The 14,736-nt window shown below is 68.3% G+C and carries 8 protein-coding genes; all 8 read left to right on the forward strand.

What is annotated here, in order from left to right; translation table 11 throughout:
• Positions 1-311 precede the first annotated feature (311 nt).
• The 8 genes from PLE19_12565 to PLE19_12600 all read left to right on the forward strand — a co-directional run bounded on the left by PLE19_12565 (position 312) and on the right by PLE19_12600 (position 14,487).
• Positions 312-1,694: a Gfo/Idh/MocA family oxidoreductase gene (locus PLE19_12565; protein ID HPD15780.1), complete on the forward strand. Its 1,383-nt coding sequence runs from the start codon at positions 312-314 to the stop codon at positions 1,692-1,694.
• A 136-nt stretch (positions 1,695-1,830) separates the two neighbouring features.
• Positions 1,831-2,118: a nucleotidyltransferase family protein gene (locus PLE19_12570; GenBank protein HPD15781.1), complete on the forward strand. Its 288-nt coding sequence runs from the start codon at positions 1,831-1,833 to the stop codon at positions 2,116-2,118.
• Entirely contained in the window at positions 2,108-2,455 is a 348-nt protein-coding gene (locus tag PLE19_12575; protein ID HPD15782.1) for a DUF86 domain-containing protein, read from the forward strand. The genes PLE19_12570 and PLE19_12575 overlap by 11 nt, the downstream gene beginning before the upstream one ends.
• Before the next feature lie 133 nt (positions 2,456-2,588).
• Complete coding sequence (locus PLE19_12580) at positions 2,589-3,467, forward strand: sugar phosphate isomerase/epimerase (protein ID HPD15783.1); 879 nt, start codon at positions 2,589-2,591, stop codon at positions 3,465-3,467.
• Between the two features lie 67 nt (positions 3,468-3,534).
• Positions 3,535-4,896 (forward strand): Gfo/Idh/MocA family oxidoreductase, encoded by a 1,362-nt coding sequence (locus PLE19_12585; GenBank protein HPD15784.1) that lies wholly within the window; start codon positions 3,535-3,537, stop codon positions 4,894-4,896.
• Positions 4,897-5,079: 183 nt separating this feature from the next.
• On the forward strand, positions 5,080-9,141 hold the full coding sequence (locus tag PLE19_12590) for a DUF6067 family protein (GenBank protein HPD15785.1): 4,062 nt from the start codon (positions 5,080-5,082) through the stop codon (positions 9,139-9,141).
• Positions 9,142-9,186: 45 nt separating this feature from the next.
• Positions 9,187-11,676 carry a PQQ-binding-like beta-propeller repeat protein gene (locus PLE19_12595; protein ID HPD15786.1) on the forward strand — a complete coding sequence of 830 codons (2,490 nt, stop codon included), beginning with the start codon at positions 9,187-9,189 and terminating at the stop codon, positions 11,674-11,676.
• Between the two features lie 96 nt (positions 11,677-11,772).
• Positions 11,773-14,487 carry a family 78 glycoside hydrolase catalytic domain gene (locus PLE19_12600; protein HPD15787.1) on the forward strand — a complete coding sequence of 905 codons (2,715 nt, stop codon included), beginning with the start codon at positions 11,773-11,775 and terminating at the stop codon, positions 14,485-14,487.
• Positions 14,488-14,736 lie beyond the last annotated feature (249 nt).

A 14,736-nucleotide genomic window follows, 5' to 3' on the forward strand; every position in this document is an offset into this window, starting at 1 on the left:
CAGCAATCGGCCCGCCCACGTGTGCTGCGGGAGGGCCTTGCATAGTTGTTCAAGTATGCAAGGCTCCCCGGCGCACACCGTGTCAGGGCGGAATGGCGTGAAGATGAAGCAACGCCGCCTGAAGGCGGGACCCCCAACGAGTTGATAACCTGCTGCGAGTCCCGCTTTTGGGCGGTCTTCGCCTTTGGCGGGCGAGTGACCAGTTGCCTTATCCTCGCGCCATTCATGTCAGGGAGCGTCTGTTGCAATCCCGGCGATGACTTGCTAGCCTAGCGCCAGCAGGGGAGCCACCATGTTTCGGGGGGCCGGCGATGGCGTTGCAAGTGAACCGCCGCTCGTTCCTTTCCTCCAGCGTCGGCGGGGCGGCGGGGCTGGTGGTGCTGCGCGATGCCCGCTCGGCGCGCGGCGCCGAGGCAAACTCGAAACTCCGCACCGCGCACGTGGGCGTGGGCGGGCGCGGCCGCGAGCTGCTGCTCACGATGTCGCGGATGGAGACCCCGGCCGCCTTCGCCGACGTCAACGAGTCCAAGGCGGCCGAGATGTTCAAGCAGTTTCCCGATGTGCCGCGGTTCCAGGACTTCCGCCAGATGCTCGACGAGAAGGGGAAGGAGATAGACGCCGTGGTGGTCGCCACGCCCGACCACACGCACGCCGTGGCGTCGGCCTGCGCGATCCGCGCGGGGAAGCCCGTCTACACCGAGAAACCGCTCACGCGGCTCGTGTTCGAGTCGCGCGCATTGCGCGAGCTGGCCCGCAAGCACAAGGTAGCCACCTCGATGGGCAACCAGGGCACGGCCAGCGGCCAGTTCCGCCGCGGCATCGAACTCGTCCGCAACGGCACGCTCGGCGATATCCAGGAGGCCCACGTGTGGAACTGCGGCGGAGGGGCCAACCACCCCGAGCCGCCCAAGGAGGAGGCGAAAGCGCCGCCCTATCTGAACTGGGACCTCTGGCTCGGCCCCTGCGCCGCCCGCCCGTTCCATCCCCGATGGCTCTGGTGGGGAAGCTGGCGCGACTTCGGCACCAACCAGCTCGGCAACTGGGGCTCGCACAGCGCCAACCTCGCTTTCATGGCCATGAGAGTCCACGACCTCTGGCTCGCCGAACCCCCGAAGCAGCCCCACCCGCTCCTGCGCATCGAGGCCAAGGTGTCGAACCTCAACCGCCTGTCGTTCCCCAAGTGGGAGATGGTGCGCTACGAGGTGCCGGCCCGCGGCGACCTGCCGCCCGTTGTCATCACCTGGCACAACGGCCGCGACATCGGCACCCGCGACACGCTCGAGAAGCTTGCGGGCATCGAGCTCGACTGGGGCGACAAGGGCGACAAGAAGTGGAAGCACCACGGAGGGACCGTCATCGTCGGCTCCAAGGGCCGCCTGCGTGCTACCGAGCACAACACCACCATCGCCCTCGTGCCCGACGAGGCGTTCAAGGACGTGAAGACGGACAGTCCCGAGACCCTCGATGCCTCGGCCGGCCACGAGCGCGACTGGCTCAACGCCGTCCGCGGCGGCAAGCCGGCGTGGGCCAACTTCGACTACGCCAGCGCCCTCAACGAGTTCCTCCAGCTCGGCAACGTGGCCACGCAATTCGAGGGCACGCTCGAGTACGACCCCGTGGAGATGAAGATCGTGAACCACGCCGAGGCCGACAAGGCGCTTCGCTGCGAGTACCGCGAGGGGTGGAGCCTGTAGGAGCCGGCCCGGGAGTCCCCGTCGGCCTTGTTCCGCGCGTCCGCGGGGGCGCCGCGCTTGCGCCGCAAGGCGCTCGGCGGCATGATGAACGCAGAAGGAGAATCGCACCGTGAGCGCCATCGCGACCGCACTGCCCATGGAGCGCATCGCGGCCTTCTGCCGCAAGTGGAAGATCACCGAGCTGGCCCTCTTCGGCTCGGCCGCGCGCGATGACTTCGGGCCCGACAGCGATCTCGATCTCCTCGCCACGTTCGCCCCGGATGCTCACTGGACCCTCTTCGATCACTTCCACATGGAAAACGAACTGATCGAGATCCTCGGCAGGGAAGTGGACCTCGTGGATCGCGAGGCGGTGGAGGGGAGCCGCAACTGGCTTCGCCGCACAGAGATCCTGAGCACGGCGAGAACGATCTATGCCGCATGACCTGCCCCTTCTGCTCGATCTGGCCCAGGCGTGCCGAGACATCCTGGAGTTTGCGCAGGAAATGGACTACCCTGCGTTCGTGCGCGACCGGAGAACGCAGTCCGCGGTCATCCACCAGTTCCTCGTCATCGGCGAAGCGGCCAAGCAGCTCTCCGACGGGTTCAAGGCTACTCACCCCGAGATGCCGTGGAACGACATGGCTCGGATGCGTGATAAGCTGATCCACCACTACCGAGAGGTCAAGCTGCGTGTCATCTGGGACGCCATCCAGGGCGATATCCCCAGGCTCCTGGCTTCTCCCAACCCGCTGGTGCCTGGTGCGGATGCCCCTCGGTGACCCACGCCCTTCCGAACGTTCCCATACGTTCGGGACGGGAAGGACAAGACACCTGGTACGAAGCGAATGCCGATGACCCTCCCGAAGGTATGGGACCTCTGGGAGGGGAGAGGCAGGAATCAGGAGGACGAACATGGGCGGTACGGTGAATCGTCGTGGGTTCCTGGGCACGGCGCTGGCGCTGGGCGGGGGCGTGCGGCTGGCGCCGCGCGGCCTGTTCGCCGCCGAGGCCGCGAAGGGCGCGCCCAACTGCGAGAAGCTCGGCTGGCGCTTCGGCATCACGGCCTACACCTTCCGCCACCTGGCCCTCGTCGAGGCCGCCGAGCAGGTGGCCGCGCTCGGCCTGCGCTACATCGAGGGCTTCACCTGGCAGAAGCTCAGCGCCAGGAAGCCCAACGTCGTGACCAACGAGACCATGTCCGCCGACGACCGCAAGGAGGCCAAGGCCCGCCTCGCCGACCTCGGCGTCCAGCTCGTCTCGTGCTACTGCCAGGCGATGGCCCAGGAGGCCGCCTGCCGCAAGCTCTTCGACTGGGCGAAGGAGATGGGGATGGAGATCCTCGTCGCCGAGCCGCCCGCCAATGCCTACGAGATGCTCGACAAGCTCCTCGGCGAATACCAGCTCAGCCTCGCCGTCCACAACCACCCCAAGCCCTCGGGCTACTGGAGCCCCGAGGTGTTCCTCAAGGCGGCCGAGGGCCGCACCAGGCGCATCGGCGTCTGCGGCGACACCGGCCACTGGGCGCGCTCGGGCATCAAGCCGGCCGACGCCCTCCGCCAGCTCGAAGGCCGCATCGTGTCGCTCCACATCAAGGACATTGCGAAGTTCGACGACCCCAAGTGCCCGTGCGTGACGTTCGGGGCAGGGGAGGGCGACCTGGCGGGCGTGGCCCGCGAGATTCGCCGCCAGGGCATCAAGCCGCTCATCACTATCGAGCACGAGGTCAACGCGCCCACCGTCGCCGACGTGGCGGCCTGCGTCGCCTACTTCGACAAGGTGGCGGGCGAGTAGCGACAGCCGTCCCGGTTGTCCTCTTCTTCCGCAAGCGGGGCGCTTGCGGCTGCAAAAGGAGGTGCCAATGAACCGCCGCTCGTTTCTTCGGAGGACTGCGCTGGGCGGGGCAGGGCTGATCGTCTTGCGCGACGCCGCCTCGGCGCAGGGCACCAAGGCCAACGACCGGCTCGCCCTCGCTCACATCGGCTGCGGGGGGCGCGGCCGCGAACTCCTCCTCGGCTTCTCGCGCCTGGAGAAGTCGGCCTTCCTGTGCGACGTGAACGAGAGCAAGGCCACGGAGATGTACCGCCAGTTCCCCGACCTGCCGAAGTTCCAGGACTTCCGCCAGATGCTCGACGAGAAGGGGAAGGAAATTGACGCCGTCGTCGTGGCCACGCCCGACCACACGCACGCCGTCGCCTCGGCCTACGCCATCCGCGCGGGCAAACACGTCTACACCGAGAAGCCACTCACCCGCACCGTCCACGAGTCGCGCGTCCTGCGGAAGCTGGCCAGGGAGTTCAAGGTCGCCACCTCGATGGGCAACCAGGGCACGGGCGCCGGCCCCTACCGCCGCGCACTCGAGCTCATCCGCGACGGCGTCCTCGGCACCATCCAGGAGGTTCACACCTGGAACGACCAAGGCAGCTCCGACCACTCCGAGGCGCCCAAGGACGAGGCCAAGGTGCCGCCCTACCTGAACTGGGACCTCTGGCTCGGCCCCGCCGCGTTCCGCCCCTTCCATCCCCGGTGGCTCTTCTGGGGGCACTGGCGCGACTTCGGCACCGCCAACCTCGGCAACTGGGCCTCGCACACCCAGAACCTCGCCTTCCGCGCGCTCCAGGTGGACACCCTGTGGTTTGCCGAGCCTGCGGCGAAGCCCCGCATCAAGGTCGAGGCCCAGGTCAACCGCATCAACCGCCTGTCGTTCCCCAAGTGGGAACACGTCCAGTGGCACATCCCCAAACGCGGCGAACTCCCGCCCATCACCTTCCACTGGCACAACGGCAGCGCCCGCCCGAACGTCAAGGACGACCTCAGCAAGCTCCTCGGCCGCGAACTCGGCTGGGGGCCGAAGGACTGGGGCGACTGGGCCGGCCACCTCATCATCGGCACGGAGGGCAAAATCCTCGCCAGCGGCCACAACGCCACGTTTGTCATGATGCCTGCCGAGAAGTTCAAGGACGTGAAGAAGGACATGCCGGAAAAGGTCGAACGCTCGGCGGGCCACGAGCGCGACTGGCTGCTCGCCTGCCGCGGCGGCAAGCCGGCCTGGGCCAACTACGACTACGCCGGCCCGCTCACCGAGTTCAACATGCTCGGCAACATCGCCACACAGTTCGAGGGCGTGCTCGAATACGACCCGCTCGAGGGCAAGATCACCAACAACGAAGAGGCCGACAAAGCCCTCAAGATGGGCGAATACCGCAAAGGCTGGGCGCTGTGAGGAGGTTCTCGCTGCGGCGTGCACACCTGCACGCGGGACCCGCGGACCATGGCCTGCCGGCGTTCCTTGTAGGGTGTGCATACATGCACTCGGGAGCCGCGGACCATGGCCGGCGCTCGTTCCTTCGGCGTGCAAGTACCCACGCCCTACGATCGCCAGCACTCCTCATCGAAAGGGGCTGAGATGAAGGGAATCGGACCATGGGTCGCCCTGTGCGCGACCATCTGCTTCGCGGCCTCCTCCCTCGCTGGCGGCCTGGCCTACGACGAGCAGTTCGTGCCGCGGTTCAATGTGCCGCGCATGTCCAAGTCGCCGACAATTGACGGCACGATCGGCGCCGACGAGTGGCGCGAGGCGGTGAAGGTGATGGGCGTGGTCTGGACCAGCTCCCTAGCTTACCGCGACCGCCCCATCTCCTTCTGGGTCGCCTGGGACCCGCAGCACATCTACATCGCGGCCCGCTCCGACATCCTGCCCGGCCACCGCCTCTATCGCAGCAAGCGCGAGAAGTACACTGCGGGCGTGGTCTTCGACGATTCCTATGAGCTGGGCGTCTTCCTCCACGACCGCAACAAGCTGCCGGGGCAGGTCTCCAGCTTCCTCAAGTTCGTCATCAACTCGCTCGGCAGCGGCGAGTTCATGAAGCTCTATCCCTCCATCGGCCAGAACCTCTTCAACTGGCGGCCGAACATGGCCATCGCCAACAGAATTCACGAGACGGGCGGGAAGCAGTGGTGGGAGATGGAGCTTGCGGCCGACCTGGCCGACCTGGAGATGCCCGTGGAGCACAAGGCGGGCGACAAGATGGACATCCTTCTCGCCGCCCCGCTGAAGAACCCCGACTGGCAGTGGCTCGACGTGCCGTCCGCCTCGGGCCACCTCGAGCACTACGGCTTCCCCCGCACGGTCCTCACCGCCGACAAGCCTTACGTGCAAATCGAGGAGCTGAGCGGCCTGCACGACGGGCGGCTCGACCTCAAGAGCGTCATCTACAACCCCTCCGACAAGCCCGTGAGCGTCAAGGCCGCCGCGGCGGTCCTCCACGGCAAGATGGGCCGGGCGCGCGACCGCGGCCTGCCCGAGAACGCCAAGCCAGTCGTTCAGGAGGAGAAGACACTAGAGATTCCCGCGAAAGGCTCGGTCCGCTTCGACGTGGCGAAGGCATTCCCCGGCCTCGCCTATCCCAAGCCCGACGGCAAGGAGCCGGGCGAGCTGTCCTGGTACACCTACAGCGTCACCGTCGGCGACGAGCAGGTCTACACCTACCACCTGGCCTTCCAGGGCACAGACAAGAGCTACCTCGCAGCCAGGCCGCGCCCCCACATCCTTGAGTGCGAGGCCAACTGGAACCCCGTCCGCGGCCTGCTCTTCCTCAGCGCCGACACCCTCGACGCGCCGCTGCCCGCCGGCGCAAAACCCGCCGGCGCCGAGTACGAGATCACGAAGGACGCCAAGTCCGTGAAGAAGGGTCGCCTCGGCCACTTCGTCTACCACAAGTATGAAGACCTGGTCGAGCTCCCCAGCGTGCAGCCCGGCGAATATCAGGTGAAGATCAGCCTGGTGGACGCCGCCGGCAAGCCGCTGCTGACCCGCGACGACATCAAGCTGGCCAAGAAAGACGAGGCGAAGGAGTTCGCCAAGTGGTGGGGCAACAAGCTCGGCGACACCGAGAAGGTGCTCGCGCCTTTCGAGCCGCTGCGCGTGAGTGGCAACGGCCCGTTCGGCGGCGGCACCAAGATCGCCTGCACCCGCCGAGTCTACCACCTCGATTCGCTCGGCCTGCCCCGCCAGATTGAGGCGAACGGCGGCGACGTGCTAGCCGCTCCTGCCCGCATTATCGTGAAGGTCGGCGGCAAGGAATACGTCGTGCCTACAGGCCGAAAGGCGAAGATCACCAGCAGCAAGGACTGGCGGACCGAGTTCGAAGGCTCGCCTTCGAAGGCCGCTGGCCTCGTCTTCACCGCCAAAGGCTCGGTCGAGCAGGATGGCCTTGTCGAGCTTCAGCTCACTTGCGCTCCCGACGCCGGCCCAGTCGAGATCGAGGAGCTTCGCATCGAGTGGCCGCTCGACGACCGCGACGGGCTGCACATGTCCTGCGTCGGCCAGGGCAACAACTACTGCGCCCGCTCGATCGGCAAAGTGCCTGTGGCGACAACCGTCCCGGTTGTCGCGCCTTCTGCAAGCGGGACGCTTGCAGCTGCGCCGCCCGCAACCGGGACGGTTGCGGCTACAGAGGTGTGGAACACGCTGACGGGCATCGGCCTCACGGGCTCGGGCATGACCACGGGCAGCTTCACCGACAACCTCTGGCTCGGCACCGAGCGCCGCGGCCTGCTCTGGACCGCCGACTCCGACCGCGGCTGGGAGCCCGACGACAAGGTGGCGGCCCACTCCCTTGTCCGCGATGGCAAGGCCGTCATCATCCGCAACAACATCGTCGGCAGCTATCCCGGCAAGAAGCCGCTTCGCCTCGCCGAGCCGCGGACGCTTCGCTTCGGCTACAACGCCACGCCCTTCCGCCACCTCATCCCCGGCTGGCGCCTCAACCAGGTCTCCGCCGCCAACGGCTTCTCGGGCGGAAAATACAAGGTGAACTGGGACACGGGGCAGGACTTCTTCTCGATCCTCAGCCCGCCGTTCCCCGACGAGAAGCGGTGGCCCGAGTACTACGCCTACTGCAAGGCCGAGTGCGACAAGCTCTCGCTCCGCGGCCTCTACGACGGCTCGGCCCGCCTGGGCATGTGGACCAACAACCAGATCGCCCTCCGCGGCTACATGAACAAGACCGTCGAGCCGGGCGTCTACGAGTACTTCGCCGGCGACTGGGTGCCCGGCGGCGAAATCCTGTCGCCCACCTACCGCGACTACATGATGTGGCTCCAGAACCGCCAGATCCGCGAGGGCGGCTGCACGCACTTCTACTACGACATCAGCTTCACGGGCCACTTCGCCCGCGCGCTGGCCGCAGGCTTCGGCTATCGCCTGCCCGACGGCCGCATCCAGCCCGAGAGCGACGCCTCGAACCTCCGCGCGTGGTACAAGCGCGTCTGGGCGCTGATGCAGGAGACCGGGCAATACCCCGGCGGCGTCAGCGGCCACGCCACCAACTCAATCTGCCTCAAGGCACTCCCCTTCGCCGACTCCATCCTCGATTCCGAATACCCGATGCTCGACCCGATCAGCGTCTACCCCAGCGACAGGATGATCGCGGGGTCGTGCTCGCACAACTTCGGCGTGAACATCAGCCACCTGGGCTTCATGAATCCGACGTGGCCCTCGATGCACGACGCCGTGATGGGCGGCCTCCAGGGCAGCATCTTCAACCACCAGGCGTTCAAGCACTGGGGCATCAGCCGCCCCGACATCGAGTTCATCCCCTACTGGCGAAACAGCCACGTCGTCAAGGAGCTGACGCCCGGCCTCCTCCTCAGCCTCTGGAAGCGGCCCGGCTCGGCGGTCCTGGCCGTGTGCAACTACGGCCCTGACGAGGCCGGCAAGGAGCAGACGCGGCCCTTCCGCACCCGGCTCGACCTCAAAGCGCTCGGCGTGCCCGCCGGCCTCTCAGGGGAGCGACTGCGGGTTCGCCAGCTCTTCAACAACCCCGCCCAGTACCGCTACCTCGGCCACCTCAAGTGGTACGAGGAACTGCCCGGCGACCCCGAGGACGCGAAGAAGCACGAACACGCCCGCCAGAAGATCGTCCCGCCCCTTGCCCCCAAGCTCGACCCCGCCACCGGCGTCCTTGATGGCTTCAGCGTCTTCTACCACGACGTCCGCTACCTCGTCCTCCACTGGGAGGACCAGCCGATCAACGATGCAGCGTGGAAGGACCTGTTCCCGGCTTCGGCTGTGGGCGGCGTGTCCCCACGCCGCGAGGTCCTCGACTGGGGCATCAACACGGCGAGGCCGCTGGCCGGCTTCGAGGCCAAGGGGGCGCTGGCCTGGCAGCGGCCCGGAAGCGTCCTGTTCCACGTGGCCAATGCGAGCGGCGACGAGAAGAAGCCGACGCTTGTGAAGCTCGACCTCGACTTGGCCCGCCTCGGTGTCAAGGTCGAGAAGCTCTGGCGCGAGTTCACCGGCATCGTGCCCCTCGACGGCCTGCCCGCCGACAACATCACCGACGAGCCGAAGGAGAACGACCACCGCCTCGGCCGCGGCTATGCCCTGTTCAACGGCTGGACGGGCACCGTGTGGCTTCAGCTCAAGAAAGGCGAATCCCGCACCTTCACCATTGACCGCTACTGAGAGGGCATTGCCGTGAGGCGACGCAACGAGATTGCCGCGTTGTGCATGGCACTAGCCACCGCGTGGGTGTGGGCCGCAGAGCCGCAGGCCCAGGATGTGCTCCGCGAGAGCGGCATCGAGGCCGGCCTCGCCGTCCACGCCGGCTGCACCGACGGCTCGTTCGTCACAGGGCTCGCCGCCACGGGCGGGTTCGTCGTGCACGGCCTCGCCCTCGACCCCGCGGCGGCTGCCGCGGCACGGGCCGCCGCGCGCCAGGCGGGCGCCGAGGGGCTGGTCGCCGTGGACCGCTGGGACGGCGGCCCGATGCCCTATGCGAGCGATCTGGTCAATCTCCTGGTGGCGGACTGCGATGCCCTTGGCGTCGGCGCGTGGCGCCAGGAGGAAGCCCTCCGCGTTCTGGCGCCCAACGGCGTGGCGCTGGTGCGGCTGGGGGGCCGCTGGGCCAAGACGGTGAAGCCGTGGCCCCAAGGGGCCGACGACTGGACCCACTGGTGCTACGGGCCGGAGGCGAACGCGGTCTCGCACGACAAGCTGGTGAAGCCAGCTACGTCGCTCAAGTGGATCGTGTCGCAACTGCTCTACGACGTGCGGGTGGCGGGCGGGCGGCTCTTCTCGCCCCTCGAGCTGACAAGGGACGAACGCAGGAGGCGTCAGCCCGCCGAGCTGCGCTGCCGCGACGCCTTCAACGGCCTGCTCCTCTGGAGCGCGCCGACCGGGCGGCCACATCACCCCTGGCCCGCCGAGTTCGTGGGCACCCGCGACCTCGTGTTCCACTTCCCCGACGTGGGCACCGGCTTCGCCGCCGCCGCCGATGCGCGGACCGGCAAGACCGTCCGCACCTTCGACCAGGGGCTGAAGCGCAACCGCGAGCCGAAGGGCGCCGACAGCAATGCCCTTCTCTTCGCCTGCGGCAAGACGCTCATCCAGGCACACGAGAACCGCGTGGTCGCCCTCGACATCGCCACCGGCGCGCGCCGCTGGGAGTTCACGACGCAGAAGGGCATCGGCAACGCCTGCGCCGCCGCCGACGGCTCCCGCGTCTTCGTCCAGGAGACCGACAACCCCGTCCGCAACTACGCCCGCTGGTGCAAGCACAACACCGCCGCGATCACCTGCATCGCCGAGGGCAGGCAGCTCTGGCGCAACGACGCCCTCGCCGGCGAGGAGACCAGCGACCTTGTGCTCTCGGACGATGCCCTCGTGGTCTTCGACCCCGTGACCAACCTCGGCGACGACGGCGACCACGAACTCTGGGTCCTCAACCCCGCCGACGGCGCCGTCCGCTGGCACTCGCCCAAGCGCAAGGCCGACTACAACGTCATGCTCGCCTCCGCCGTCGTCCGCGACCGGCAGATTCTCATCTGGGGGCCGTTCAACAACCTCCTCGCCTACGACTACGCCACGGGCGAGGAGTTCTGGTGGCTCCTGCCCTACAACCAGCGCTGCGTCCGCCTCTCCGCCACCGACGACTGGCTGATCTACGGCCTGACGACCTGGGTGGACCGCGATCTCAACGTGACCCAGTACGCCTACGGCCGCAGCGACTGCTCGTTCCCCGCCTTCCCCGCCCACGGCCACGTCTACTTCGGCTCCAACGTCACCTGCACCTGCATCAACCCCGTGCGCGGCCTCATCGCGGTCAGCCCCGAGCCCCCGCGGCCCGAGGTCCCCGACGAGCGGCGCCTCGACGCCCACGGCGCGCCGCCCGAGCCGCCCGATGTGCCCGGGAGCGGCGAGCGGACGCGGGGCGCGGAGGCCCCGCCCACAAACACCCCCATCGCCGCGCGCGAGTGGCAGCCCAATCCCTTCGTCTTCTACTTCCCCGAGGGCCGCACCCCGCCCGTCGAGGCCGACGGCATCGCACTCGTCGCCGACGTGCACCGCCACCGCCTCGCCGCCACGAGGGACGGCCAGCCGCTCTGGAGCTTCACCGCCCCCGCCCGCATCCGCGTCGCCCCGGCCGTGGCCGACGGGCGTGTCTACGTCGGCTGCACCGATGGCCGCCTCTACTGCCTCGACCTGGCCACCGGCGCCGAGCGCTGGCGCTTCCTCGCCGCCCCCGCCGAACGCCTCATCGTGATGGACGGCCAGCTCGAAAGCACCTGGCCCGTCTACGGCGTCGCCGTCCACGACGGCCGCCTGTGGGTCGCCGCAGGCCGCCACGCCGAGCTCGACGGCGGCATCCGCATCTGGGCGCTCGACGCCGCCAGCGGCAAGCCGCTCTTCCGCACCACCCTGGGCGCCACCCCCCTCAAGGTGCCGAAGGGCGCGAAAGTGCGCTACGCCCCCCAATTCGTCCGCGAGGCCGCCAACCGCCTCCCCCTCAACGGCGGCATGCGCGTGGCCGACGGCAAGCCGTGCTTCGTCTCGCGCATCCTCGTCAAGGAAGGCAGCCGCCCCACAACCACCGGCTACAACCGCCTCGTCAAGGACGGCGGCGGCCCCAGCGAAGACCTCATCCCCATTGATGAAGCCTGGAATGGAAAGGTCGTGGACTGCTACCCCCTCATGGCCCCACCACCGAAGAAAAGGTAGAGGCTCGTAGTGCGGCCTTCAGGCCGAATCCCGGACTGGCGACTCGGCGGCGAAGATACGGGCTGAAGCCCGCACTGCGAGCACAAAGGAGACCCGATGGCTGCGAAACACCGACCTTCACTGGCGCCCGCATATCTCCGCTGCGAGTACCGGCTTGACCCGATGGGCATCGGCGAAACCCAGCCCCGGCTGAGCTGGCTCCTCGAATCGAAGCAACGTGGCCAGCGGCAGACCGCCTACCGCATCCTCGTCGCCAGCAGCCCGCAGCTTCTCCGCCGCAACCACGGCGACCTGTGGGACAGCGGCCAGGTGGCCAGCGACGACACAACGGCCATCGTCTACTCCGGCAAGCCCCTCGCCTCCGGCCTCCGCTGCCACTGGAAGGTGAAGGTGTGGGACAAGGACGGCACGCCCTCGCCGTGGAGCCGTCCCGCCCTCTGGTCAATGGGCCTCCTCGAGCAAGCCGACTGGCGGGCCGACTGGATCGGCTACGACGCGCCCCGCGCCCTTCCCGACGGCCAGACCGGCCCGCGCCAATCCGAGCCCGCCAACCTCATCCTCCCGCCCCCCGTCCACCTCCGCACGGCGTTCCAGGTGACGAAGAAGGTGAAGCAGGCCACGCTCTATGCTACCGCCTTCGGCTGGTTCGACGCCCACCTCAACGGCAGGCGCGTCAACCACACCTGCTTCGACCCCGGCTGGACCGACTACACGAAGCGCGTCTACGCCCGCGCCTACGACGTGACGAAGCTCCTGCGCCAGGGCCAGAACGCCCTCGGCGCTATTCTGGCCGACGGCTGGTTCAGCGGCCACATCGGCTGGCAGCGCTTCCGCGACAACTACGGCCGACGGCCCCGCTTCCGCGCCCAGCTCCACATCGAATACGCCGACGGCACCTCGGACGCCGTCGCCACCAGCCCCGCGTGGCGGGCCGCCACAGGCCCCACCCTCGAAGCCGACATCCTGATGGGCGAGACCCACGACGCACGCAAGGCGATGCCCAACTGGGCCAAGCCCGGCTTCGACGACTCAAGCTGGGCCGCCGTGGACACGGGGGCCGAGCTCTCGCCCCTCGTCCAGCCACATCCCGGCCCCCCCGTCATCGCCATCGAAGAGTTCAGGGCCGAGCGCATCGCCCAGCCGACGCCCGGCGCCTGGGTGCTCGACATGGGCCGCAACTTCGCCGGCGTCCCACGCCTCACGGTCAAAGGCAGGCCCGGCCAGAAGATCACCCTCCGCTTCGCCGAACGCCTCAACCCCGACGGCACCCTCTACACCACCAACCTCCGCACCGCCCGCGCGACCGACACCTACATCTGCCGCGGGCGCGGCGTCGAGGTCTGGCAGCCCCGCTTCACCTTCCACGGCTTCCAGTTCATCGAAGTCACGGGGCTGGAGCGAAAGCCCACGAAGGACACCGTGATCGGCGTCGCCCTCAGCAGCGACACGCCCGTCGCCGGCTCCTTCCTCTGCTCCGACCCGATGCTCAACCAGCTCCACACCAACATCTACTGGACCCAGCGGGCGAACTTCATCGAGGTGCCCACCGACTGCCCGCAGCGCGACGAGCGCCTGGGCTGGATGGGCGACGCCCAGGTCTACATCCGCGCCGCCGCCCTCAACGCCGACGTGCAGGCGTTCTTCACCAAGTGGCTCATTGACCTCGACGACGCGCAGCGCGCCGACGGCCAGTTCCCGATGGTCGCCCCCCTCAAGGTCGCGGGCGACGACGGCGGCCCCGCCTGGGCCGACGCCGGCGTCATCTGCCCCTGGACCCTCTACGAGGTCTACGGCGACCGCCGCATCCTCGAACGCCACTACGACGCGATGGCCCGCTTCGTCGAGTTCTCCCGTGCCCGCTGCACGCCCGACCTCTTGCCCCCCGAGAAGTTCCACTGCTTCGGCGACTGGTTGAGCATCAACGCCGACACGCCGAAGGACGTCATCCTCACCGCCTACTTCGCCCACAGCACCGACCTGTTGGCCCGCGCGGCCGAGGCCCTCGGCCGGGCCGACGATGCGGCGAAGCACCGCCACCTCTTCGAGGGAATCAAGGCTGCCTTCAACAAGGCGTTCGTCGCGCCCGACGGGCGGATCAAGGGCGACACCCAGTGCGCCTACGTCCTCGCCATCGCCTACGGCCTGCTCGACCCCAACGTGGAGAAACTCGCGGCGAAGCACCTGGTCGCCGACATCAAGGCCCGCGGCTGGCGCCTCTCGACCGGCTTCGTCGGCACCAAAGACCTGATGCTCGCCCTGGCGAAGATCGGCCGCAACGACGTGGCCTATCGCCTCATCCAGAGCGACAAGTTCCCCGGCTGGGGCTTCTCCATCAAGCACGGCGCCACCAGCATCTGGGAGCGGTGGGACGGCTGGACGCCCGAGAAGGGCTTCCAGGACCCCGGCATGAACTCCTTCGCCCACTACGCCTTCGGCGCCGTCTACCAGTGGATGGTCGAGAACATCGGCGGCATCCGCCTCGTGCGGTCCGGCCTGATCGAGGGCTTCCCGCCGTTCACCATCGAGCCGCAGCCTGGCGGCACGCTCACCGAGGCGCGCGTGGGCTATCGCAGCATTCGCGGCCCCATCGAGACCCACTGGAAGCTGGCGAGGGGCAAGCTGGTGCTCGACGTGACGATTCCGCCGAACTCCTCGGCCACGGTCGTTATCCCCTCGCGCAAGCCATCGGGCGTCACCGAAAGCGGCAAGCCCATTGCCAGGGCCGAGGGCGTGCGGCTGATTCGCACCGAGCGCACATGCGCCATCGTCGAGGTCGCCTCGGGCCGTTACCGATTCGCGGCCAGCAGGTAACCCCTGCCGCGCTCGTGGCGCACCATCCCCCCCGCACCTTGCGATGCGGGCAGGCCAGGCATGACCCGTGACGCGTGACGCGTGACCAGAGAAGAACACCTGCCGGTCTTCTCTTCTCACGCATCACGCATCACGCATCACGCATCACGGATCACGTATCACGTATCAGGCTTCGTCTTGTCAAAGAACCGGTACGGCGGCCTGTCGCTACTCGTTTGGCTATCCTTTCGCCGGCCGCCTCCGAGCCGC

This window comes from Planctomycetota bacterium, assembly GCA_035384565.1.
In the GTDB taxonomy this organism is placed as follows: Bacteria; Planctomycetota; PUPC01; order DSUN01; family DSUN01; genus DAOOIT01.